Genomic DNA, 25220 nt, shown 5'->3' with positions numbered 1-25220 from the left:
TGGGGAAAATCAAGATGTATCGTCTTAGCCTTATCGTACTCACCCTGTTTCTTGTCGCCTGCCAACCGAGCACATCAGTTTGGCAACAGCAACATGATTTTATTTGTCAGTCTTTAATCGAAGGCTTTTTAAAAGCGTCTGGACAACAAAACTTTGAATTGAACCAGAAAAGTGATGTCGTGGATAGCGTCATCCCGCAGCGCCTGTTTAGCTATCAATCTGGTTCAACCCGTACCACCTTAATCGGTGAAACACAACGAAAAGAGTTACGCTTTGTCTGTTGGAACGACGCACAGCATTTTGCGATTGCTCAACATGATCAGAACCAAGCGCCACGACAAGCCTTGCTCACTGTACAGCTTCACTTGCCTAAAACTACAGATAAATTGCAAGTTTCTGCGCCAAAAACTCAATGAACAAGCGAACCCGTTTCGGTAAATGTTCTTGTTGATAATACACTGCATGGATTTTTTGATATTGCAGTTCAATCTGATCTTCAAACAGGGCCACCAAACGTCCTGCATGGAGATCATCTTGAACCAAAAAACGCGACAAGCAGGTAATCCCAACACCGTTAAGCACCAACTGACGTACGGTTTCCCCATTCGATGCCTTGATTTTTGGATGAATATTCAGATGTTGTCCCTGCAACATTAAGGGCCAAGTATTTAAATGGGTGGGTTGGGTAAAACCAATCAAGGGGTGCTGCAACAACTGCTCAGGCTGGTTGGGCGCGCCATGTTGGGCTAAATAATCAGGACTGGCCACAATATACAGGCGGCTACGGCACAACAGTTTGGCATGTAAGCTGGAATCATTTAACTCGCCAAAACGAATCGCCACATCGGTTTTATGTTCCAGTAAATCAATAATCTGATCGTGATTATTTAATTCAATTTCAATCTTCGGATATTGCTGCATGAACTCTTGAATCAGTGGCACGATCACATGCAGTACAAAAGGCGTCGCAGAATCGACCCGAATGAGACCTGAAATATCATGATCAGATTTTAATAGCGCATCTTCGGCTTCCGTTAAATCATTCAAAATCTTACGCGTTTTTTCCAGAAACAACTGCCCTTCTTGCGTCAGTTTCAACTTACGCGTAGTCCGTTCCAGCAGGGTCACATTAAGTTTGCTTTCCAAGCGCTGCAAGGCACGACTAACACCCGATGTGGTTTGTCCTAATTGCTCCGCAGCTTTCACAATCGAGCCACTTTCGACAATCTGGACAAAAGCATTTAATTCTTCAATGGTCGATTTCATCGTCATTTTATTGATTATTGGTCAACAATATTTTGCAAATTCCTAGATTTTTCCACAACAGTTATTTCAGCAAAATAGCTCCATCTTTAAAAAAGTTCGGTTGAGAAAAACATGATTGTTCCAAAAATAGGAATGGGGACCTTTCGCTTGACGGGTGCAACAGTAATTGATGCTGTTCAGACTGCACTTGAGGTCGGCTATCGTGCCATTGATACGGCACAAATTTATGGCAATGAAGCTGAAATTGGTCAAGCGATTGCCAACAGTGGTGTACCACAACATGAATTATTTTTGACCACCAAAATCTGGACTGAAAATTACGCTCCAGAACAATTGATTCTGAGCTTAAAACAGAGCCTACAGAAATTAGGCGCGGATGCTGTGAATTTGACTTTAATTCATTGGCCTGCCCCACAACTGGGCGTTCAAATTGAGGAAGTCATGCAAGCCTTGCTGCATGCCAAGCAATTAGGACTGACCGAACATATCGGTATCTCAAATTTTAATATTGCCCTAACCCAACAGGCAATTAACAGTATTGGACTCGAGCATATTGCCACCAATCAAATTGAACTGAGTCCTTATTTACAAAATCGTCCCTTGGTCAGTTATCTGCAACAGCAACAGATTGATGTGACTTCTTACATGACTTTGGCCTATGGCAAAGTGCTGCAAGATCCTGTCTTGCAGACGATTGCACAGCAAATCAATGCCAGTCCCGCACAAGTGGCATTGGCATGGGCGCTCCAACAAGGTTATGCCGTCATTCCATCTTCTACACAACGGGCGCATTTGTTGGCAAATTTAAAAGCACAAGATTTACAGCTCACTGCTGAACAGATGCAAGCAATTGCTGAACTCGACCGAAACTCACGTGAGGTAAATCCTGAACAACTCGCTCCCGAGTGGGACTAGGGCAATCAAATGAAAATGAATTACCCGTTATTGGCGCTGGCAATAGGCGCCTTTGCCATTGGAACGACTGAATTTTCCCCCATGGGCTTTTTACCTGAAATTGCCCGTGATCTGAGCATTTCTATTCCGCAAGCAGGTATGCTCATCAGTGCCTATGCCATTGGGGTGATGTTGGGTGCTCCACTGATGACACTGTGGTTTAGCCGCTATTCCAAACGGCGTGCCCTGATTCTGCTCATGGTCATTTTCACACTAGGCAACCTGCTGGCTTATTTTGCCCACAGTTATTCGAGCTTAATGCTGGCACGTATCTTGACCAGCTTAAATCATGGTGCTTTCTTTGGCATTGGTTCTGTGGTCGCCGCCAGTGTGGTACCCAAAGAAAAACAAGCCAGTGCCGTTGCGGCCATGTTTATGGGGCTGACCCTAGCCAATATTGGTGGTGTTCCATTCGCCACTTGGGTGGGGCAACATATTGGTTGGCGCATTGCCTTTCTGGGCATCACGCTACTGGGGGTAATCACCATGCTTGCGCTCTGGAAAGCACTTCCTGAAGGTCAAGCCAGTGCTCGGCCTAATATTGCGCAGGAACTCAAGGTACTCTGTCGTTTACCTGTAGTTTTGGCCTTATTGACCACGGTCATGAGCTCAGGCGCAATGTTCACACTGTATACCTATATTGCCCCCAGTTTGCAAAACTTCACTCAAGCTACACCAAGCATGATTACGTTCATGTTGGTTCTGGTCGGGATTGGCTTTTCGATTGGCAATCATCTAGGGGGCAAATTCGCAGATCGCTCACTGGATCGGACGCTATTAGGTTTTCTCAGCCTACTCAGCATCATGATGCTGCTGTTTCCCCTACTGGCGCAAACCGCCTTTGGGGCAGCCATTGCATTAATCTTTTGGGGAGCAGCCGCATTTGCAGTGGTTCCACCGTTACAAATGCGCGTCATGTCGGTTGCGCATGAAGCCTCAGGACTTGCCTCTTCGGTCAATATTGGCGCCTTTAATTTAGGCAATGCCTTGGGTGCACTGGCAGGTGCCAGCGTACTCAGTTTTGGACTCAGCTATACGGCGGTGGCATGGATCGGTGCACTATTAAGTGGTATAGCCTTGCTGTTGGTCGGCTTACAAAAAATGTTACTGAACAAACAGCTTGTACAAAGCCAAATACAGAAAATAGAGCCTCAATGTCTTGAACACTAAATCCATGTCAATTTAAACATCATATTGACTAGCGCAATGCGATTGGCAAAGCTGTATAATTCCGCGGTTTTGCCAATTCATCTTTCATTTTTAACAACATTTGATACGGCTGCTGCTCAACAAATAAATTCACAGCGCTCAGCGGAATAGAGCCGTCAGGATCGGCATAGCCATAGGTCGAGACTTTCACTTTCTGTTTCCCCAGTTTCTGAAAGGTCCAATCACCTTCATAACGGGTTAAACGTACATAGTTGGGATTCAGCGGATAGCCTTGATTCACAGCCTTGTTTTGAATATGAATCATGCCTTGAGCATCTTTACTCATCTTCCCCTTTACCACCAAATCTCGGTCTTTTAAAGGAAAGGGAAAATCCAGCACCATATACAACAGAAACTCGCCTTTGCTGTCATCACGAGACAATACCTTGACGCTGCCCATATAAGGCACCCATTTGGGTGCTTGTTCCACATCCAAAATCAGGGCAGTGGCCTTTTCAATCGGCACATCAAAATGGGTTTCAGCTTTATACAACACCACAGGGTTGGCAGTGTTTTGATAGGTCCAAACTTTAATATTTTGCTTGTTAATACTGAGTTTGGCATTGTCGATAGACTTGGCCTGTGCTGTAGCCAATAAGGCTACAGCACAGCAAGTGATCAGTTTTATTTTCATTAAATTCAGCTTCTTATTTTAATTTTATGCAAATGTTTTCGCAAATTCAGGCCGTGTTTTACACCTGAATATCGTTAAAACCGAGTACATCTTTCATGTCATATTTGCGTGCTTCACGCCCAACCACCCATGCTGCGGCACGAACGGCACCCGAAGCAAAATTCATGCGGTTGGTGGCTTTGTGGGTAATTTCTACACGCTCACCTTCACCAATAAACATTGCAGTGTGTTCACCCACAATGTCTCCGCCACGAATGGTTTGAAAACCAATGGTTTGACGTTCACGTGGACCAGTATGGCCTTCACGGCAATACACAGCATCTTGTTTCAAGTCGCGACCTAATGCATCTGCAATGGCTTCACCCATCATTAAAGCTGTACCCGATGGCGCATCGACTTTATGGCGATGATGCGCTTCAATGATTTCAATATCGACTGTATCGCCAAAGACTTTTGATGCCAGTTCCAATAATTTAATCGATACATTCACGCCTACAGAATAATTGGCTGCATAGACGACTGGCGTATGAGTGGATGTTTCATCAAGAAATGCTTTTTGCTCATCATTCATGCCTGTGGTACCAATGACCATGGCGACACCCGCTTCACGGCAAAGCTTCAAGTGCTGTTCGGTGGCAACAGGCGCGGTAAAATCAATCACCACATCACATACAGGTAAGATTTCTTGCAGACTACCTACAATCTTCACACCAATGTTACCAATGCCTGCAAGCTCTCCTGCATCTGAACCCACTAAACTACTTTCTGGTCGCTCAACCGCAGCAGCCAGTTGATAACCCGCTTGTTGTACCGCCTGAATCAGAATGCGACCCATACGACCGCCTGCACCCAATACCCCAATACGTGGACTTGTAGACATAATCCGTTCCTAATCTCGAATTTAAAATTGCCTTTACTATAGCAAAACTCTGGAACACGACTAAGTTGTAATCTAAATTTTTCGCAAAAAACTTGATTGAATCGATTTAAACTTCAGATTGCCCAATTTCAACGCATCAAGATAGTGAAGAATTAGATCGTGACATGCATTTATATCGAAAAAAATCCTTAAAAATGAAAGTATAACCTCTCATTTTTCACACAATTTACATCTTGCTTACGCAGACTAGCCGTCACGAATCATCAAGATAAAAATTGTCAGGAGACTTTCTATGCATTCGAAAAAAATAATAGTTGCTTTACTGTGTACCGTTGCTGCTCATGTTTATGCTGAACCTGCTGCGCAATCTGGCGACAGTGTTGACAGTTTGGCAGGGGTTAAAATTATGACCACGGTCAACGGTCAATCTGGAAGCCTTGCCGAACGTATGGCAACGAATGCCTCTCAAGCATCCGTGAGTGCAACGCAACAACCGGTTGAAGAAACGGTGAGTGTTGAAGCGATTGATACACCCATCGCACAATAAACAGACATAAAAAAAGGGCATGTTTTACACGCCCTTTTTTTATTGGTTTGAATTAGTCAAACAAACCAAAGAATGATTTTTTCTTCGGAGAAGAGTTATTTTCTTCACCATCTAAAGTCACTTGAAGTTCTTTCAACAGTTCGCGTTGACGCGCCGTCAAGTTCACAGGTGTTTCCACCACAATACGGCAGAGTAAATCACCCTGCATACTGGTACGCACAGGTTTGACCCCTTTGCCACGTAAACGGAACATTTTTCCAGTTTGCGTGCCTTCAGGAATTTTCAAACTGACACGACCTTCTAGCGTTGGAATCTCGATCTCTTTACCCAAAGCAGCATCAGCAATGCTTACGGGTACATCCATATACAGATCTGCACCATCACGTTGGAAAATTTCGTGTTCACGTACCACAACTTCTACGTATAAGTCGCCAGATTGACCATCACGAATGGCTTCACCTTTACCGCTTAAACGCACGCGATCGCCATTGTCTACCCCAGCTGGAATCGTCACTTCTAGGGTTTGCTGACGGTCAGAAACACCTGAACCATGACATTTCTGACAAGGATTTTTAATAATCTTGCCTTGGCCACGACAGGTACCACAGGTTTGCTGTACCGAGAAGAAGCCTTGCTGCATACGGACTTGACCTGCACCATGACAGGTTTTACACGTTTCAACGTCATTCGGGTTTTTAGAACCTTTACCGTCACAACTCTCACATGGTGCTGGTGCAGTAAAGGTAATGGTCTTTTTCACCCCTTTTACTGCTTCTTCTAAAGTGAGTTCCATGACATAACGTAAGTCGGAACCACGGCGCTGACGCTGCTGACCGCGACCGCCACCACCAAAAGCACCACCGAAGATATCACCAAACTGGCTGAAAATGTCTTCTGCACTGAAACCGCCGAAGCCACCACCACCGCCGCCGCCTTCGAATGCACCATGTCCCATACGGTCGTACATGCTGCGCTTTTCGCCGTCGGAAAGAATTTCATACGCTTCAGAAGCTTCTTTAAACTTTTCTTCAGCTTCAGGATTGTCTGGGTTACGATCTGGATGATATTTCATCGCCAACTTACGGTAGGCTTTTTTAATTTCATCATCACTAGCGGTTTTAGCGACACCTAAAACCTCATAATAATCACGTTTAGCCATGGCTGGCGATGCTCCTCACGGAATTTCATTTGATACTGAATAATGCTCTGAAATTGGGGGCAAAGCGTGATTTTACAAGGGCAAAATGCTAAAAAAATGATAAATTTTAGAAAACTGCTTTATTTTTTATAAACTTAGAAAGCCCTTTAATCCAAGCATTCAGCAAATATAAAAAGGCAATCAGTCCGAATACCACACCTGCAACGGTACAACCCGTAACCCAAAGCGCACTATTCCAAGTGAAAAAACATAAAGGAATAAACCACAGTGCAGCAAATAAACTGAGTACAGTATAAATAATGATATTTCGCATGACCCAAAAGGCTTGGGCTTGTAACCAGACTTCAGTGTCCATTTGAGTAACTTTACGGGCAAACCAATAAGCAAAAATACCGCTGATGACGGTAAATAATGCCAAAAACATGAAGACATAAGAAATCGCGATAGAGCGGCGATACTTGGTTAAACTGTCTTGCTTCATGTGCGATTAAACCTCATTACTACATCTGTGATTTTTTTAATATGTAGCAAAATTCCTAAACTGAAATTTAATAAAAATATAAGGTGCTACTATATTGAAATTTTCAAACTTTCGCACCTGATATTACTAAAATATTTTGTACTAACCGGTCTTTTTCACCTTAAACCATTGCGCATATAACGCTGGCAAAAAGAATAGTGTGAGCAAAGTCGCAACTATTAAGCCACCCATAATAGCCACCGCCATCGGCCCAAAGAAAATACTGCGTGATAATGGAATCATGGCCAGAACTGCGGCCAGTGCAGTTAACAAAATTGGACGAAAACGGCGTACTGTCGCTTCAATAATCGCCTCCCAAGTGGTTTGTCCTGCTGCGCGGTCTTGTTCAATTTGATCAATCAAAATCAAGGAATTCCGCATAATCATGCCTGAAAGAGCAATCGTGCCCAGCATCGCCACAAAACCAAACGGCTTATTAAACAACAGCAAGAATAATACTACGCCAATTAAACCAAGCGGTGCCGTGAGCAAGACCATGCTGGCGCGGGAAATACTTTTAAGTTGAATCATCAGCAAGGTCATGACTACAGCCAAGAACAGTGGCATACCCGCATTCACTGACTTTTGCCCACGAGCCGATTCTTCGACTGTTCCTCCGACTTCTAACAAATAGCCAGCAGGTAATTCTGCACGGACTTGCTGCATGGCATCAGACAATTCCGCCACGACTGTTGCGGGTTGTAATTTGGTACGAATATCCGCGCGTATGGTAATGGTCGGTAAGCGATTACGATGCCAAATCAAACCCTCTTCAAAACGGTATTCAATTTTAGCAATCTGGGCCAGCGGTACAAAAGTCCCTCGGGTGGTCGGTACTGCCAAACTGGCCAGTGATTCAACGCTCAAGCGCTCCGCTTCATCACCACGTAAACGAATATCAATTAACTCGCGCTTTTCACGGTAGGGCTGCAATACCGCCCCCTGAATTGAACTATTCAGAAAATTGGCTAAATCTAAACTTGATATTCCCATTTGGCGGGCACGGTCTTGATCGATCTGCAATTGAATAATTTTGCTGGGTTCACCCCAATCTAAATGCACATTGGTGGTATTCGGATTCGTCCCCACTACGGCAGCAACTTTTTGCGCCCATTGGCGAACAGAATTGAGATCTTCCCCCGAAATACGATACTGGATTGGGTAACCTACAGGCGGACCATTTTCCAATAAGGAAACCCGTGTCCGCACTTCGGGCAATAAGTGACGAATCTGCTGCTCGAGAGAGTTGCGAATGTCGTTGCGATCATCCAAAGAAGATGCCAGCACCACAAACTGGGCAAAACTGGCTTGGGGTAATTGCTGATCTAAGGGTAAATAGAAGCGTGGCGAACCTGTGCCCACATAAGCCACATAGTTTTCAATTCCCTGTTGCTTCGAAAGGAAATGCTCGACCTTTTTCACTGCCGCTTCGGTGGCTTTTAAGGATGCTCCTTCTTCAAGTTTTAAATCCACCAAAATTTCAGCACGATTCGACGATGGGAAAAATTGTTGTGGCACCAATTTAAACATCAACACGGAGAGCACAAACATGCCCAATGTTGCTGCAATCACGGTTTTACGATAGGTCACACACCAGTTGACCCACGTGCGAAAGCGCTGATAAAACTGGGTCTGATAGGGATCATGCTCTATGCCATGCGCCATGACTGGCTGTGGCTCAGGTTGTTTTCTAAAGCGTGCCCAAAGCCTTTGATACCAAGGTGCTCGAACTGGCTGTTGTTGAAAATCAGGCAATAACTTATCCCCCAAATAAGGGACAAACAGCACCGCAGCAAACCAAGACACAATTAACGCAATGGTCACCACCTGAAAAATGGAACGGGTATATTCTCCAGTGCTAGAAGCGGCTGTGGCAATCGGCAAGAATCCTGCTGCGGTAATTAAGGTTCCCGTCAGCATCGGAAATGCTGTGGTTTTCCACGCAAAACCCGCAGCTTGCAAACGGCTATAGCCTTGCTCCATGCGAATCGCCATCATTTCTATGGCAATAATGGCATCATCGACCAACAAACCGAGGGCTAAAATCAATGCCCCTAAGGAAATTTTATGCAGCCCTACATCAAATAAATTCATGCCCGCAAAGGTCATGGCCAGTACCAGTGGAATGGAAAATGCCACCACCAAGCCTGTGCGAAAACCCAAAGAAAAGAAACTCACCAACAGCACAATAATCACGGCCTCGGCCAAGACTTTCATAAATTCATGTACGCTGCGTTCAACCGCGACAGGCTGATCAGAGACTTTTTGTAGCTGCATTCCCAAAGGTAGGCTTTTCTGTAAGGTTGCAAACTCGGCTTGTAAGTTTTCACCCAAAGCCAAAATATCGCCCCCCTTGCGCATCGAAACCGCAATACCAATACCATTTTCGCCCATAAAACGCATGCGTGGCTGGGCAGGTTCACTAAAGCCACGGTAAACCTCTGCCACATCACCCAGTTGAATGGTTTGACCATTCACCAGCAATGGCATTTTTTTCAGGTCTTCAACGTCATGCAACTGACCGCTCACGCGAATTTGAATGCGGTCGGTCTGGGTTTCAAAATAACCTGCGCTAGCCATGGTATTTTGTTGCTGCAAAGCCTGTTGAATGGCAGTAATTGGAATACCCAGTTGCGTGGCTTTGGTGTTGGATAAATCTATCCAGATTTTCTGATCTTGCAGCCCAATTAAATCCACCTTACCAACATCTTGAACCCGCTGTAATTGCAGTTGTAAGCGGTCGGCATATTCTTTCAAAATGGCATAATCAAAGCCCTTTCCTGTCAACACATAAATGTTGCCGAAAGTGTCGCCAAATTCATCATTAAAAAAAGGGCCTTGCACATCACTTGGCAGTTCGTGCCGAATATCATTGACCTTTTTACGTACGTCATACCAGACATCAGGAATTTGTGCAGAGCGCAACGAATCCTTCGCAAAAAAAGTTACCAACGACTCCCCTGGACGGGAGTACGCCATAATGCGCTCATAATTGCCTGTGCTCATGAGTTCTTTTTCAATGCGATCAGTCACTTGTAGCGATACTTGCTTCGCTGTTGCACCCGGCCAATAGGTTTGTACCACCATGACTTTAAAGGTAAACGGCGGATCTTCGCTTTGAGACAATTTGGAATAAGACACCATGCCGACGATGCCCAGCAAGATCATGAAATACAGAACCAAGCCTTTGTTTTTCAGTGCCCATTCCGACAGGTTAAAATTCATTATTTTGCTCCTGTCGGTTGCTGCGCGGTAGACAAGGCTACAACGCGGTTTTCTCGATCAATCGGACGAATTTTTTGTTGCTCATGCAGCAGATGTACCCCCCCAACCACCACATAATCTTCTGGTTTTAATCCTGACAGTACAGACACTGTATCGCGCCCATAAGCCCCTAAGGTGACTGATACTTTATGGATTCGCGAATCTGGATAAACTACCCACACAAAGGCCTGTTGTTCATACGCCGAGACACTGGATAAGGGCACACTTAAGATATTGTGCTGCAAAGTACTAAAAAATACCCTTGCACTTTGCCCCAATTGAATATCTTGACTCTGAGTCTTTAAGGCAACTTTTACGCTAAAGGTGCGTGACTGATCTGCCGCAGGGGAAATTTCACGGACATAACCCGCAAATTTATCCTGCGGTTTTGACCATAAAGTCACCCATGCTTCCTGCCCAATACGGATGTCATTAATGGCTTGCTCAGGCACGCCAATGAGCACTTCACGCTCACCCGAAATCGCCAATTGATAAGCCGCTTGCCCTGCTGCAACCACTTGCCCCACTTCAATATTACGTGCGGTAATCACGCCACTTTTGTCTGCAACGAGTTGGTTATAACGGGTCTGGTTTTGACTAACTTCATGGTTGGATTGCGCCTGTTTCAGACTGGCCAATGCAGCTTGATACTGATTATTTATCGCATCGTATTGTGAACGGCTCACAGCGTTCATCGGCAATAATTGCTTAAAACGTGTCAGCTCCTGTTCTGCCACTTTCGCTGCGGACTGAGCACTTTCCAATTGCGCACGGGAAGCATTCAATTGTAATTGAGCATCTTTCACATCCAGTTTTGCCAGAACCTGCCCGACTCGAACTTGATCACCAACATCGACAAAACGTTGTATGACCTGCCCAGACACCCGAAATGCCAAATCCGTTTGTTGTCGCGCTTTAACTTCACCCGCGTAACTTTTTTGTTCAGTTAAAGAGGTAGATGGTTGTGCCACCATGACTAAGGGGACTTGTTCCGTTGTAGCCGGTTCTCGACTACAGCCCCAAAGGATCAAACTGGATAAAATTATCAGACTGGCAATTAAGGTCTTGGCAGGGTTCATGCGTTGTGCTCTTATCTAAATGTCATTTTTAGGGCAAAATACTATGCTGTTCTTTGAACAAATTTGAATTAATATACCACGCGGTACATTAATTAAAAGCCCTGTTTGAAGTAAATGACTTAATTAAGCGAAAGTGGAAAAATTTGTGCAAATGAATGTCGGTCGGCCCAAAGATTTAGAAAAGCATAAGCAAATTCTGCTGGCTGCCAGAAACCTGTTCCTAAAACAGGGCTATCATGGTTCGAGCATGAATCAAATTGCCCAAGAAGCTGGGGTCACTAAACTCACGATTTATAATCATTTTCAAGACAAAGCCAGTCTATTTACCTGCGCGATTGAACTCACCTGCGAAAGTTTAATGGCCACACGTCCTTTTGAATTGCAGGCAGACAGCAATTTTGTTGAGGCTTTTGCTCAAGCCTGCCAAATCGCCTTGAACATTGTGTACTTACCCGAAGCAGTGAAACTGGAACATTTGCTGATTGAACTGGCCGCCGAACAAAACCCCTTGGCGTTGCAGTTTTATAATGCGTCTCATCAAAAAATGTGTGATGGTTGGGAAGATTTTTTTCAGCAAGCTGCCACCTTGGGTTTTATTCAAGCCGCTGATGTGGAACAGCAACGCCTATTGCTACTGTCCTTACTGCTCGGACTACGTCATTTAGAAATTTTACTGGGTGTACGTGCGATTCCAACCCCTCAACAACAGCAGGAAATCATCCAACAAAGTATCGAGATATTCATGCTGAAGTATGGACCGAATGCCTAGCGCCCATTTTGATTGTCCCCTCAGCTTCATTCCATTATTCAATTGCTAGTTTTATCAACAAAAGCTTGCGACTTTTGTAGCCCTGCTACTTGGCATTCAATTAAATCGGGGTATAGTCAAAAAGAATAAGAACTGGAGAATGGAAAATGATTCAACAAATTGATGCTCCACTACGCGAAGACGTACGGTTACTGGGTAATTTATTAGGGGAAACCCTAAAACAACATGCCGGGCAAGATTTGTTTAATCAGATAGAACAGATTCGGGCACTTGCCAAAGGTGCACGTGATGGACAAGTTGAAGCGGAAAAAAAACTAGAGCAGCTCTTTCTCAGCCTAGAAGATGATGAGATTCTTCCGCTTACCCGTGCCTTTACGCACTTTTTGAACTTTGCCAATATCGCCGAACAATACCATGTAGTACGTAGCCGTCGCCAAAGTGAATTTGATCCTGAAGCTGAATCACCGAATCCACTCGATCATCTGTTCCAAAAATTTAAAACCCATCAAGTCTCAGCAGAACAGCTCTATCAACAACTGTGTGAACTTAAAATTGAACTGGTGTTGACTGCACACCCGACAGAAGTGAGCCGACGCACCCTCATTCAAAAATATGATGGCATTAATGACTGTTTATTTAAATTTGATCAGCAAAAACTTACCCCGCGTGAACGCCAAGCGGTATTAGATGACTTAAAACAACTGATCTGTTCCGCATGGCAAACCGATGAAATTCGTCAACATCGTCCGACCCCTATCGATGAAGCCAAATGGGGCTTCACCACCATTGAACAAACCTTGTGGAATGCAGTACCCAAGTTCATGCGTGAACTGGATGGGATGGTAGAAGAACATTGTGGACAACGTTTACCGCTACATGTGGCTCCTGTGCGTTTTGCTTCTTGGATGGGTGGTGACCGTGATGGCAACCCGAATGTAACCCACAATGTGACCCAAGAAGTGCTGTGGTTGTCACGCTGGAAAGCAGCCGATTTATATTTACGTGATATTGAAGACCTGCGTTGGGAATTGTCGATTCAAAACTGTAGCAATGAGTTAATGCAGGCTTTGGGTGCACCTCATCCTGAACCTTATCGTGAATATTTACGTGACACTCGCGAACGCTTAAAAATCACGCGTGAATGGTTGGCACATAAACTACAGGGGCAAGATCAGGTCTTGGATGACAGTCGCGTCATCAAAAGCAAACAGGAACTGTTACAGCCTTTATTACTGTGCTATCGCTCTTTAATCTCATGCAACCTGCCTGAAATTGCCAATGGAAAATTATTGGACTTTATCCATCGGGTCAATTGCTTTGGGATCGAATTATTAAAGTTGGATATTCGTCAGGAATCAGGACGTCATCGCCAAGCCATTTCCGCCATTACCGAATATTTGGGTTTAGGCAATTTTGAAACATGGACGGAACAAGCCCGTCAAAACTTTCTATTGCAAGAATTACAGAGCAAGCGCCCGTTATTGCCAAAGCATTTAAATGAACCTGAGCAAAGCCTGATTCTGCATCCCGATGTGCAAGAAGTGTTTGCCACCATGCGAACCTTAGCTGAACAGCCTGCGGAAAGCTTGGGCGCCTATATTATTTCCATGGCGGAATATCCAAGTGATGTGCTTGCTGTCTTACTCTTACAAAAAGAAGCCGGCATTCAACAACCTTTACGTGTAGTTCCCCTATTTGAAACTTTGAAAGACTTGGATGGTGCGGCACACACCATGCAAACCCTGTTTAATATGCATTGGTACAAACAGCATATTCAGGGCAAACATGAAGTCATGATTGGTTATTCAGACTCGGCCAAAGATGCTGGCTTTATGTCTGCCAACTGGGCGCAATACCGTGCGCAAGAAGAGTTGACGGCGATTGCTAAACAACATGCGGTACAACTGACCCTGTTTCATGGTCGTGGTGGTTCTATCAGCCGTGGTGGTGCTCCAACCCAACAGGCGCTATTTTCTCAGCCTCCGGGTTCCATTTCTGGTGCTATTCGCGTCACCGAACAAGGTGAAATGATCCGCTTTAAATTCGGACTGGAAGGCATTGCCCTACAAAATCTGGAAATTTATACCGCAGCAACACTGGAAGCAACCTTACTTCCACCTCCAGAGCCGAAAGCCGAATGGCGTGAACTCATGCATCGCATGACCGATCTTTCGGTACAGGTTTACCGTCAAACGGTACGTGAAAATCCACACTTTGTGAAATATTTAAGAACGGTCACGCCTGAACTGGAACTGCAAATGTTACCTTTGGGTTCACGCCCAGCCAAACGTAAAGTCAGTGGCGGGATTGAATCCTTACGTGCCATTCCTTGGGTGTTTGCTTGGACACAAATTCGCTTAATGCTCCCTGCTTGGTTAGGCACAGGTGCAGCGATTAACCAAGTGATTGAACAAGGACATAAAGCGACCTTAGAAGAAATGTTGCAGCAATGGCCTTATTTCCAAACCTTGATTGATATGTTGGAAATGGTCTTGTCCAAAGCCGATGGACATGTGGCTTTATACTATGAAACCCACCTGACCCAAGATGAGGACTTAAAAGCCCTAGGCACAACATTACGCCAACGTCTACAAGACGCGGTTGAAACTCTACTCACCTTAAAAGATGAATCGAAACTGCTCAGTAGCAATGAAGTGCTGGATCAGTCGATGCGGGTACGTAAACCCTACTTACTGCCTTTACATTTGCTGCAAGCAGAACTCATGAAACGACGTCGTTTATATCTGGCTGAACGTCAGGCTGAACATACCCCTGTCGATCATGCCTTAATGGTCAGTATTGCCGGCATTGCCGCAGGTTTACGTAATACGGGTTGATGTATGCGTCTACGATTGGCAACCCGAAGTTTTTCGGTGTTGCCAATACGGCATTTGATTTTGCATCGATTGGCAAAATAGTTCTTGCTACATTCAATTTTCAGCAGTTTTTTTGCATTGTTAAAAAAAATTTGAAAGATTGATAAAAAAAATTTATTGCTGAGCAATACAGATAAATTGGATTTATCGACTATAATTTATAGAATAATATATTGATTTATTGCTAATTTAAAAATTATAAAATTTTACCACTTGGTATAAAATTATTATAAATCAGACTTCTAATTAATCTAAAATTAAAAATCAATGATTAAATCACTCGAAAAGAAAGAGTATGATGTGCACAATTTATTTCTAAAGCGATCAATTTATGTCCAATTGGTTTCCCCAATGGCGCCCTTATTCAGGCAATGTCGAGACACGTCCTGTCGGAACAAATGAATATCTTCCGCCTGTTCAGAGTGCTGTGCTGGGCATTCAGCATGCCTTTGCCATGTTTGGTGCGACAGTTCTTGCCCCATTTTTGATGGGTTTTGACCCCAATCTCGCAATCTTCATGTCGGGCATCTGTACCATTCTGTTCTTTTTCATGACGGGTGGACGTGTTCCAAGTTATCTCGGCTCAAGCTTTGCTTTTATTGGCGTGGTCATTGCTGCAACGGGTTATGCGGCCTCAGGAACGGGTGCACCCAATGCCAATTTAGCCGTAGCCGCTGGCGGGATTATGGCATGTGGTGTGTTGTATGCCCTGTTTGGTCTCATGGTCATGGCAACGGGTACCCAATGGATTGAAAAGCTCATGCCACCTGTCGTAACTGGTGCTGTGGTAATGATTATTGGTTTAAATCTGGCCCCTGTGACGGTGAAAGGCGTGGCGGGCAATCCCTTTAATATGTGGATGGCACTGGTGACAGTGCTTTGTATGGGATCTATCGCGGTCTTCACCAAAGGCTTGTTGCAACGCTTACTGCTCTTAATCGGCTTATTACTGGCGTATCTCCTCTATTTCATCGTTTCGAATGTCATGGGATACGGTACACCTATTAATTTTACCCCAATTCAACAAGCAGCGTGGTTTGGCTTTCCAACATTCCATTCGCCACAGTTTGATGTGAATGCCATGTTAATTATTGCTCCAGTGGCTTTAATTTTAGTGGCTGAAAATTTGGGGCATATTAAAGCAGTGAGTGCCATGACGGGTGAAAACTTAGACCCGCAAATTGGTAAAGCCTTCTTGGCAGATGGTGTTGCAACGACACTTTCTGGCGGTGTTGGTGCACCAGGTATGACCACCTATGGCGAAAACATTGGGGTGATGGCAGTTACGCGCGTTTACTCGACTATCGTCTTTGTCATTGCAGGTGTGTTTGCCATTTTCTTGGGGCTATCGCCAAAGTTTGGCGCCATTATTCACACCATTCCAACGGCAATCCTCACAGGTGCTTCCATTGTGGTCTTTGGTTTAATTACCATTGCGGGTGCCAAAATCTGGATTGAAAACAAAGTCGATTTTTCTAAAAATAAAAACCTGATGGTTGCAGCAGTGACCATTATTTTAGGTACAGGCGATTTTGCCTTGCAGTTCGGCAATTTCAATTTGGGTGGCATTGGAACGGCTACCTTCGCAGCCTTGGTTTTAAACTGGTTCTTCAGCTTAAAAGATCAAAGCGAATAAATATTGCTCCATTTATAGCAGCCTACGGGCTGCTTTTTTTATATTTTCAGGCTTTAACATTGCGTCTTGAGTATCATATTTTTAAGATGGAAAACTCAATACAAGATGAATTTATGGCTATGCGCCTCGACTTTTTTGACTTAACGTTATTCCTGAATATTGTCGAAACAGGCAGCCTCACCAAAGGGGCAGAACGTTCTGCAATTTCCTTACAAGCGGCAAGTGAGCGGATTAAAAAACTCGAACAACAGTTCTCAGTCTCACTGTTTACCCGTCATGCCACTGGCGTCAAACTCACGTTGGCAGGTCAAATGTTTAATCAACATGCCCAAACTTTAATTCAACAACATCAGCAACTTGAACAGGAAATGCAGCCTTTTTCTCAACGACAACATCGCAGCATGACCCTGTGGTGTAATTCTTCAGCACAGAGTGAATATTTACCCTTGGTGCTGCCATCTTACCTTACGGAAAACCCACATTTACAGATTGAACTACAAGAAGCAGAATCCAATGACATTATTCAAGCTTTAAGCAAAGGTAGCGCACAACTGGGCTTAATTTCGAATTTTTTTAATGCCCAAACCCTACAAACCTTAGCGTTTGCAGACGATCCTCTGGTATTGATTTGTCCACGCCAGCATCCTTTAACACAGCATTCTGCATTAACCTTGGTCGATACTTTAGAGCATGCCTTTGTCGGGTTAATGCAATATCACTCTTTACAGCAATCGATTGAAGCACAAGCCAAATTACTGGGCTATAGCATTCAATATCGCCTTCGTCTTCCTAATTTTGGTGCAATTGCACAGGTCGTTGCCAATGGCGTTGGCATTGCCATCATCCCGAAGCGAGCTGCTCAACGCTTACAACAGCTATATTCATTTCAGCAGATTCAATTAAAAGGTGCATGGGCAAACCGAAAGTTACTGTTGGCTGCACAAAACTTTGATACCTTAAGTTTAGATTATCAACATTTTAGCCAATATTTAATTCAACAAGGTCCTCAGCTTAACCAACACAATTAATGACTAAGTAGCATATACCCACCCAAGGTAATCAAACCATAGAAAAAGACTTTGCGAAATTTCTGCTCTGCAATTTTATAGCGTATCCGCGTGCCCAACCACATCCCGAGTAAGGCAGGAATCAATGCCAGAACAGACCATAGATAATCAATCTCGAGGTGGGCCACAGGATTTTGCTGCAAAAAGATGGCCAAGCACATGGTCGAAACGGTAAATGCCATGCCCAAAGACTGGACCAGATCATCACGCTGTAAATGTAGAGACTGCAAATAAGGCACTACAGGAATGACCACGACACCCGTCGCCACAGTCAATGCCCCGCCCAAATAGCCTATTAATGGAGATAAGATTCCAGCATAGCGAGACAAGTTCGGGATTTGTTTTGCAGCTAAACCATATACGCCATACAGCAATAACATAGCGCCTAAAAGTGCTTCACTGTTAAATTCACTTTGACCTAAGCGAGGGAAAACACTCCAAATTGAACCAACAATAATCCCCAGCAAAAGTGTCCAGAACCGAGCCAAAACCCGCAATACCTGCCCTTCAGCAAATAACTGCCAAATATTGGTGGCCATGGAAGGGACGATCAACAATGCTGCCGCTTGATAAGGACTAATCAACATGGTCAATAGCCCCATCGATACGGCAGGCAAACCTAAACCAATCATGCCTTTCACCATCCCTGCCAGCAGAAAAACCACCACAATAAAACTCAGCACCATGCTCTTCCTCAAATGATCGTAGTGCGATGCTAAGTCACTTCAGTACAAAGAAAAATCAGGCTTTTTTGAAGTCAACCTCAATTTTTGCTTGAGGCATCATCCGAGGATCTCATGATACAAACCTTATTTTGAAACAAAAACAGCAAACAGCCTCAGACTTCTCAACCACACGGTTATGATCTGAAATCATGACCATTAAGGTGCCGTTAGTTGAAACAAAGCCGCATTTTTACCATCTTCTATTCCCCAAATTGAACCATCCTGTGTTTCAACCAAACCACGAATTCGCTGTTTCATGGCTAAACGTTGCACTTCCTGTACAGGCACAGTTTGCGTATCTACTACAATAATCGCCTGTGAAGACAGTCCACCAATCAATGCTTTATTGGTCCATTTCGGGAATTCAGAACCTCGATAGAAGATTAAACTCGATGGAGAAATGACTGGGGTCCAACTAATTTCAGGGGCTTGAAACTCTGGACGAGTCGTATGATCAGGAATATCACGTCCGCTATAATGATCCCCATTCGACACAATTGGGTAACCATAATTTGCAGATTTGCGAATACGGTTGAACTCATCGCCACCACGAGGTCCCATTTCAGCAACCCAAAGCTGCCCTTGTGCATCGAAAGCCATCCCCAAAGGGTTTCGATGACCTAGGCTCCAAATTTGTGCCGCAATCGGACCTTGAGCCATAAATGGATTCCCTGCTGCTGGTGAACCATCTTCATTCAAGCGCAGAATTTTACCCAAATTGCTCTGCATATCTTGCGCAGGTTGAAACTTCTGTCGTTCGCCTGAACTAATCCATAATTTTCCTGCTGAATCAAAAGCCAAGCGATGTGCATAATGACCTTGTCCTGAAACTTTGGGCACTTGTCGCCAAATCGGCTGCAAGTCGATTAATCGTGGTTGATTGGGTAGTTGCTCATCTAAAACTGCACGCACAACTACTGCACCATAGCCACCTTTACCTTGTTCGGCATAACTGAAATAAATGATATGATTCTGTTTAAAATCTGGATGCAGCACCACGTCACCCAAACCGCCTTGACCACCATAGGCAACCTGCGGAACTCCCTCTACAGCTATTTTTTGCTGTGTTTTGGGATTAAACACAAACAGCTTTCCTGCTTTTTCGGTAATTAATAAGTGCTGATCGGGCAACACGGCTATCGCCCAAGGTTCATTAAACTCCCCCATTTTTCTGATTTTATAGGGCTGAGAAAGCGTGGCTTTGGCGGCTTGCGAATTTGGTTCATCTGCTGCCTTATCTTGTGCATGACAGGCTAAAATAGACACCGAACTAAGGAATCCGAGCCACAAAAGCAAACCGTACTTTGAATAGTTCATTATGCCCTCACTACAGGTCTTATTTCTATTCAATCTAACCAAACCCTCTTCCGATAAACAGAGTGAATATGTAGCTTTCAAATCTATCTAAGATTGAATCTATGTCAGCCAAAGCGTACAAGGAATGCAGCAAAGACGCCTATACCCAAATCCGATTTCAGGGTACATTGAACTCATACAGGAACAGGATGTTCCTTAGAATAACAATAAAGAGACGACAATAGGACGTTGAGGTATTACAGGAGTTTTACCTTTCATGAAATACGAAAAAGCCTCGATAGGATATCGGGGCTTTTTTATTTGTATCATGTCTATATCTCAATAAAAAGAGCCTCATCAAGAGGCTCTTATCGACATCAACACCTTAACTATAGGATCTTTGTTTGGTCGCTTGAGATGTTGTAGGCACTTCAGCCACTTCTTCTGCTTGATTAGTTTTAATAAAAGAAACCGCAAAAGCCGCAATAATTGCAGGAATCGCAACCGCAATGAAGTTCATTTTATGCGGAAGTTCCATTCCTAATAACATACCAATCACGATTGGACCTACAATGGCTCCGACACGACCAATACCAGATGCCCATCCTAAACCCGTAGAACGAACTGCCAATGGGTAATATTGCGCGACATAGCTATACAGCAAAATACTACAGCCAATCGAAGCTGCACCTGCCAATGCCACCAATAAATAAATCACAGGTTGTGGAGAATTAAAACCTAAACCAACAAGCGCCAATGCCCCCACAATCAGCATACTGATAATCACTGGTTTTAAATGGAAGCGATCGGCAAGAATACCGCCACCCGCTGTACCAATAACTGCACCAATGTTCAAAGAAAGCAGGAACATTAAGCTACTACCCAATGAATAACCCGCAGCCATCATGAGTTTTGGTAACCAGCTACCTAAGGCATAAACCATCAGCAAACACATGAAGAAACAGCTCCAGAATAAAATAGTTCCCATGGCACGGCCATTTTTAAATAGCGCTGAGACAGAAGCATCTGGAACTTTAGCTTCATTGAGCACTAAAACTGTATTTGAAGTTACTGTTTCCGCAGGTACAAGACGTTGAATAATATCGCGTGCTTTTTCCGTTTGCTGAGCCTTGACCAAAAAAGTGACTGATTCAGGTAAGAATTTCCATAAAATTGGCACAAATAAAAGCGGGATACCTGCAATGAAGAACATAATTTGCCAACCAAAGCTTGGCGTAAATGCAGCACCCAATAATGCTGCCATAATCCCACCCATCGCATAACCGCTAAACATAGCCGTCACCAAAGTACTACGAAATTTTTGTGGTGCATATTCTGAAGTGAGTGCCACCAAGTTAGGTAAAACGCCACCAATCCCTAAACCCGCGATAAAACGTAAAATACCAAATTCAGTTGGGTTAGATGCGAAACCACCCGCAAAAGTAAAACTACTAAACAATGTGACACAGATAATAATGACTTTTTTACGACCAATTTTATCGGCCAACATACCAAATAACATGGCACCAAACATCATGCCTGCCAAAGCTGTACTGGCTAGCATTCCCGCTTGTACTGCAGTCATTCCCCACTCTTTCATTAATAAAGGTAAGGCAACGCCATTAATCGCCAAATCATAACCATCAAACAAAACTACAAATAAACACCACAAAACAACCGTTAAATGAAAAGGTTTAAATTTAGCCTGATCAATTACAGCATTTACATTCATTGTTGTCGCTGTCATTTCTACTCACCTCCAATTGTGAGATTTTTATTGTCAACATACAATGAATAGCGGTTCATTTTTTGTCTAAAACCTCAAGGGTATAAAAATATACCTATAAGGTATTTAACCTATCAAATGGAACATTTCATCAGTAATTTAAGTGCTAAATAGACTTTAAAATCTAGTAAAAACGTTACTTATATTGCAATCATTAATAATTATTTATTTAAAATCATAGTATTAAACGTAAATTCTGAAACAATAAGACCAAAGTTAGCTTGCTTTGCAAATTGATCATCTTCTTTGAATAATTTTCATCTTTTATTTATTAATATGCAATAAAAAACACCCCCTAACGTTGGTTAGGGGGTGTTTGAATAAATGAGCTGGCGATGACTTACTCTCACATGGGTAACCCCACACTACCATCAGCGCTAAGAGGTTTCACTTCTGAGTTCGGGAAGGGATCAGGTGGTTCACTCTTGCTATTGTCGCCAGCACAACTGTTTATGACTATTCGTTATGGTCTTATTTACACAGCGTGTATGCCTAACTTTCGTCAAATGAGTTATTAACAGGTATATTTGAGTTGGATATTGTATCTAGCTTTATAACTAAATCAAGTTATTTGCAGTGATTTGAACCACAACACCAACTGTTTGGGTGTTGTATAGTCAAGCCTCACGAGCAATTAGTATTGGTCAGCTTCACATATCACTATGCTTCCACATCCAACCTATCAACGTCGTAGTCTTCAACGGCTCTTTAGAGGACATAAAGTCCTAGGGAAATCTTATCTTGAGGTAGGCTTCCCGCTTAGATGCTTTCAGCGGTTATCCCTTCCGAACATAGCTACCCGGCGATGCGACTGGCGTCACAACCGGTACACCAGAGGTTCGTCCACTCTGGTCCTCTCGTACTAGGAGCAGATCCTCTCAAATTTCCAGCGCCCACGGTAGATAGGGACCGAACTGTCTCACGACGTTCTAAACCCAGCTCGCGTACCTCTTTAAATGGCGAACAGCCATACCCTTGGGACCTGCTTCAGCCCCAGGATGAGATGAGCCGACATCGAGGTGCCAAACACCGCCGTCGATATGAACTCTTGGGCGGTATCAGCCTGTTATCCCCAGAGTACCTTTTATCCGTTGAGCGATGGCCCTTCCATACAGAACCACCGGATCACTAAGACCTACTTTCGTACCTGCTCGACTTGTGGGTCTCGCAGTTAAGCGCGCTTTTGCCTTTATACTCTACGCGTGATTTCCGACCACGCTGAGCGCACCTTCGTACTCCTCCGTTACTCTTTAGGAGGAGACCGCCCCAGTCAAACTACCCACCAGACATGGTCCTCGTCCCGGATAACGGGACAGAGTTAGAACCTCAATATTACCAGGGTGGTATTTCAAGGACGGCTCCATTGGAACTAGCGTTCCAACTTCAAAGCCTCCCACCTATCCTACACAAGTAAGATCAAAGTTCAATGTCAAGCTGCAGTAAAGGTTCACGGGGTCTTTCCGTCTAGCCGCGGGTACACCGCATCTTCACGGCGAATTCGATTTCACTGAGTCTCTGCTGGAGACAGCGCCCCCATCATTATGCCATTCGTGCAGGTCGGAACTTACCCGACAAGGAATTTCGCTACCTTAGGACCGTTATAGTTACGGCCGCCGTTTACTGGGGCTTCGATCAAGAGCTTCGCTTACGCTAACCCCATCAATTAACCTTCCAGCACCGGGCAGGCATCACACCCTATACGTCCACTTTCGTGTTTGCAGAGTGCTATGTTTTTAATAAACAGTTGCAGGGGCCTGGTTTCTGTGGCTGCCAATAGCTCATCCCGCGAGGGGAATCACCGTCAGCAGCGTACCTTCTCCCGAAGTTACGGTACCATTTTGCCTAGTTCCTTCAGCAGAGTTCTCTCAAGCGCTTTGGTCTACTCGACCTGACCACCTGTGTCGGTTTCGGGTACGATTCCTGTGTAACTGAAGCTTAGAGACTTTTCCTGGAAGCATGGTATCAGCCACTTCACTGTACAAGTACAGCTTGCTATCAGTTCTCAGCATAGAGTACCCCGGATTTGCCTAAGATACATGCCTACAACCTTTCACCTGGACAACCAACGCCAGGCTGACTTAACCTTCTCCGTCCTCTCATCGCATTACACAGAAGTATTGGAATATTAACCAATTTCCCATCGACTACGCCTCTCGGCCTCGCCTTAGGGGTCGACTCACCCAGCCCCGATTAACGTTGGACTGGAACCCTTGGTCTTTCAGCGTGCGAGTTTTTCACTCGCATTGTCGTTACTCACGTCAGCATTCGCACTTCTGATACCTCCAGCATACTTCTCAATACACCTTCATCGGCTTACAGAACGCTCCCCTACCACTTGCAATAAATTGCAAATCCGCAGCTTCGGCATATAGTTTTAGCCCCGTTACATCTTCCGCGCAGGCCGACTCGACTAGTGAGCTATTACGCTTTCTTTAAAGGGTGGCTGCTTCTAAGCCAACCTCCTAGCTGTCTATGCCTTCCCACATCGTTTCCCACTTAACTATAATTTTGGGGCCTTAGCTGGCGGTCTGGATTGTTTTCCTCTTGACTACGGACGTTAGCACCCGCAGTCTGTCTCCCGGATAGTACTCATAGGTATTCGGAGTTTGCATCGGTTTGGTAAGTCGGGATGACCCCCTAGCCGAAACAGTGCTCTACCCCCTATGGTATTCGTCCGAGGCGCTACCTAAATAGCTTTCGGGGAGAACCAGCTATCACCAGGCTTGATTAGCCTTTCACCCCTATCCACAAGTCATCCCCTGGCTTTTCAACGACAGTGGGTTCGGTCCTCCAGTTAGTGTTACCCAACCTTCAACCTGCTCATGGATAGATCGCCTGGTTTCGGGTCTACACCCAGCAACTAAACGCCCTATTAAGACTCGATTTCTCTACGGCTCCCCTATTCGGTTAACCTTGCTACTGAATGTAAGTCGCTGACCCATTATACAAAAGGTACGCAGTCACCGAACTAGTCGGCTCCCACTGCTTGTATGCATGCGGTTTCAGGATCTATTTCACTCCCCTCACAGGGGTTCTTTTCGCCTTTCCCTCACGGTACTGGTTCACTATCGGTCAGTCAGGAGTATTTAGCCTTGGAGGATGGTCCCCCCATATTCAGACAAGGTTTCACGTGCCTCGCCCTACTCGACATCATCATATCAGCCCTTTCGTGTACAGGACTATCACCCACTATGGTTGCACTTCCCAGAGCATTCCACTAAAACTGATATGACTTAATGGGCTTTTCCCCGTTCGCTCGCCGCTACTAAGGGAATCTCAATTGATTTCTTTTCCTAAGGGTACTGAGATGTTTCACTTCCCCTCGTTCGCCTTGCAACACTATGTATTCATGTTGCAATACCTACCTTATAGTAGGTGGGTTTCCCCATTCAGAAATCTCCGGATCACAGGATATTTGCCGCCTCCCCGGAGCTTATCGCAGGCTATTACGTCTTTCATCGCCTCTGACTGCCAAGGCATCCACCACATGCACTTAATTACTTGACTATACAACCCCAAACAGTCGTAGCACCTACAAGTAGTACTAGGACAG

At 44.5% G+C, this 25220-nt stretch carries 18 protein-coding genes and 2 rRNA genes; 8 read left to right on the top strand and 12 right to left on the bottom strand.

What is annotated here, in order from left to right; all coding sequences use genetic code 11:
• Positions 1 to 14 precede the first annotated feature (14 nt).
• Positions 15 to 416, top strand: a complete 402-nt coding sequence (locus M5E07_RS00175) for a hypothetical protein (RefSeq protein WP_116762202.1) — start codon at positions 15 to 17, stop codon at positions 414 to 416.
• Here M5E07_RS00175 and M5E07_RS00170 read toward each other — a convergent pair.
• Entirely contained in the window at positions 376 to 1266 is an 891-nt protein-coding gene (locus M5E07_RS00170) for a LysR family transcriptional regulator (RefSeq protein ID WP_252220867.1), read from the bottom strand. The genes M5E07_RS00175 and M5E07_RS00170 overlap by 41 nt on opposite strands.
• Positions 1267 to 1377: 111 nt before the next feature.
• Between M5E07_RS00170 and dkgB the strand changes: the two genes are divergently transcribed.
• Entirely contained in the window at positions 1378 to 2181 is an 804-nt protein-coding gene (gene dkgB, locus M5E07_RS00165) for a 2,5-didehydrogluconate reductase DkgB (protein ID WP_252220866.1), read from the top strand.
• Positions 2182 to 2190: 9 nt separating this feature from the next.
• Positions 2191 to 3390: an MFS transporter gene (locus tag M5E07_RS00160; protein WP_252220858.1), complete on the top strand. Its 1200-nt coding sequence runs from the start codon at positions 2191 to 2193 to the stop codon at positions 3388 to 3390.
• A 28-nt stretch (positions 3391 to 3418) separates the two neighbouring features.
• On the opposite strand, the gene M5E07_RS00155 is transcribed toward M5E07_RS00160, so the two are convergent.
• Positions 3419 to 4063 (bottom strand): START domain-containing protein, encoded by a 645-nt coding sequence (locus tag M5E07_RS00155; protein WP_252220856.1) that lies wholly within the window; start codon positions 4061 to 4063, stop codon positions 3419 to 3421.
• Between the two features lie 58 nt (positions 4064 to 4121).
• Positions 4122 to 4943 carry a 4-hydroxy-tetrahydrodipicolinate reductase gene (dapB, locus tag M5E07_RS00150; RefSeq protein ID WP_116762210.1) on the bottom strand — a complete coding sequence of 274 codons (822 nt, stop codon included), beginning with the start codon at positions 4941 to 4943 and terminating at the stop codon, positions 4122 to 4124.
• A gap of 292 nt (positions 4944 to 5235) precedes the next feature.
• Here dapB and M5E07_RS00145 point away from each other — a divergent pair, with 292 nt between their 5' ends.
• On the top strand, positions 5236 to 5490 hold the full coding sequence (locus M5E07_RS00145) for a hypothetical protein (RefSeq protein ID WP_252220854.1): 255 nt from the start codon (positions 5236 to 5238) through the stop codon (positions 5488 to 5490).
• 52 nt (positions 5491 to 5542) lie between these two features.
• Here M5E07_RS00145 and dnaJ read toward each other — a convergent pair whose 3' ends face one another.
• The 4 genes from dnaJ to M5E07_RS00125 form a co-directional block, all read right to left on the bottom strand.
• Positions 5543 to 6649 carry a molecular chaperone DnaJ gene (gene dnaJ, locus M5E07_RS00140; protein ID WP_116762215.1) on the bottom strand — a complete coding sequence of 369 codons (1107 nt, stop codon included), beginning with the start codon at positions 6647 to 6649 and terminating at the stop codon, positions 5543 to 5545.
• Positions 6650 to 6755: 106 nt separating this feature from the next.
• Entirely contained in the window at positions 6756 to 7130 is a 375-nt protein-coding gene (locus tag M5E07_RS00135; protein ID WP_116762217.1) for a hypothetical protein, read from the bottom strand.
• 141 nt (positions 7131 to 7271) lie between these two features.
• The gene (locus M5E07_RS00130) at positions 7272 to 10394 is read right to left on the bottom strand and encodes an efflux RND transporter permease subunit (protein WP_252220852.1); all 3123 of its coding nucleotides are present in this window, start codon (positions 10392 to 10394) and stop codon (positions 7272 to 7274) included.
• A complete protein-coding gene (locus tag M5E07_RS00125) occupies positions 10394 to 11512 on the bottom strand; it encodes an efflux RND transporter periplasmic adaptor subunit (RefSeq protein ID WP_252220850.1) in 1119 nt (372 codons plus the stop codon). Before M5E07_RS00125 ends, M5E07_RS00130 begins: the two co-directional genes overlap by 1 nt.
• A gap of 145 nt (positions 11513 to 11657) precedes the next feature.
• On the opposite strand from M5E07_RS00125, the gene M5E07_RS00120 reads away from it, so the two are divergent.
• The 4 genes from M5E07_RS00120 (at position 11658) to M5E07_RS00105 (ending at position 17821) form a co-directional block, all read left to right on the top strand.
• Positions 11658 to 12281 (top strand): TetR/AcrR family transcriptional regulator, encoded by a 624-nt coding sequence (locus tag M5E07_RS00120; RefSeq protein ID WP_116762239.1) that lies wholly within the window; start codon positions 11658 to 11660, stop codon positions 12279 to 12281.
• A 146-nt stretch (positions 12282 to 12427) separates the two neighbouring features.
• Positions 12428 to 15118, top strand: coding sequence for a phosphoenolpyruvate carboxylase (ppc, locus tag M5E07_RS00115; protein ID WP_252220843.1), 2691 nt, complete (start codon positions 12428 to 12430; stop codon positions 15116 to 15118).
• A 370-nt stretch (positions 15119 to 15488) separates the two neighbouring features.
• A complete protein-coding gene (locus M5E07_RS00110) occupies positions 15489 to 16793 on the top strand; it encodes a solute carrier family 23 protein (RefSeq protein ID WP_116762226.1) in 1305 nt (434 codons plus the stop codon).
• 119 nt (positions 16794 to 16912) lie between these two features.
• Positions 16913 to 17821 (top strand): LysR family transcriptional regulator, encoded by a 909-nt coding sequence (locus tag M5E07_RS00105; RefSeq protein ID WP_252223628.1) that lies wholly within the window; start codon positions 16913 to 16915, stop codon positions 17819 to 17821.
• On the opposite strand, the gene M5E07_RS00100 is transcribed toward M5E07_RS00105, so the two are convergent.
• The 5 genes from M5E07_RS00100 to M5E07_RS00080 form a co-directional block, all read right to left on the bottom strand.
• Positions 17818 to 18546: a sulfite exporter TauE/SafE family protein gene (locus M5E07_RS00100; RefSeq protein WP_434087789.1), complete on the bottom strand. Its 729-nt coding sequence runs from the start codon at positions 18544 to 18546 to the stop codon at positions 17818 to 17820. The genes M5E07_RS00105 and M5E07_RS00100 overlap by 4 nt on opposite strands.
• A 195-nt stretch (positions 18547 to 18741) precedes the next feature.
• Positions 18742 to 19902 carry a PQQ-dependent sugar dehydrogenase gene (locus tag M5E07_RS00095; RefSeq protein WP_252220841.1) on the bottom strand — a complete coding sequence of 387 codons (1161 nt, stop codon included), beginning with the start codon at positions 19900 to 19902 and terminating at the stop codon, positions 18742 to 18744.
• 364 nt (positions 19903 to 20266) lie between these two features.
• Positions 20267 to 21628 carry an MFS transporter gene (locus M5E07_RS00090; RefSeq protein ID WP_252220838.1) on the bottom strand — a complete coding sequence of 454 codons (1362 nt, stop codon included), beginning with the start codon at positions 21626 to 21628 and terminating at the stop codon, positions 20267 to 20269.
• Between the two features lie 366 nt (positions 21629 to 21994).
• Positions 21995 to 22109: ribosomal RNA gene (gene rrf / locus M5E07_RS00085) — 5S ribosomal RNA — on the bottom strand.
• Between the two features lie 171 nt (positions 22110 to 22280).
• Positions 22281 to 25174, bottom strand: a 23S ribosomal RNA gene (locus M5E07_RS00080).
• Positions 25175 to 25220 lie beyond the last annotated feature (46 nt).

The sequence above is a fragment of the Acinetobacter tibetensis genome (assembly GCF_023824315.1).
Classification (GTDB): Bacteria; Pseudomonadota; Gammaproteobacteria; order Pseudomonadales; family Moraxellaceae; genus Acinetobacter; species Acinetobacter tibetensis.
This window is presented reverse-complemented; position numbering and strand designations above follow the sequence as displayed.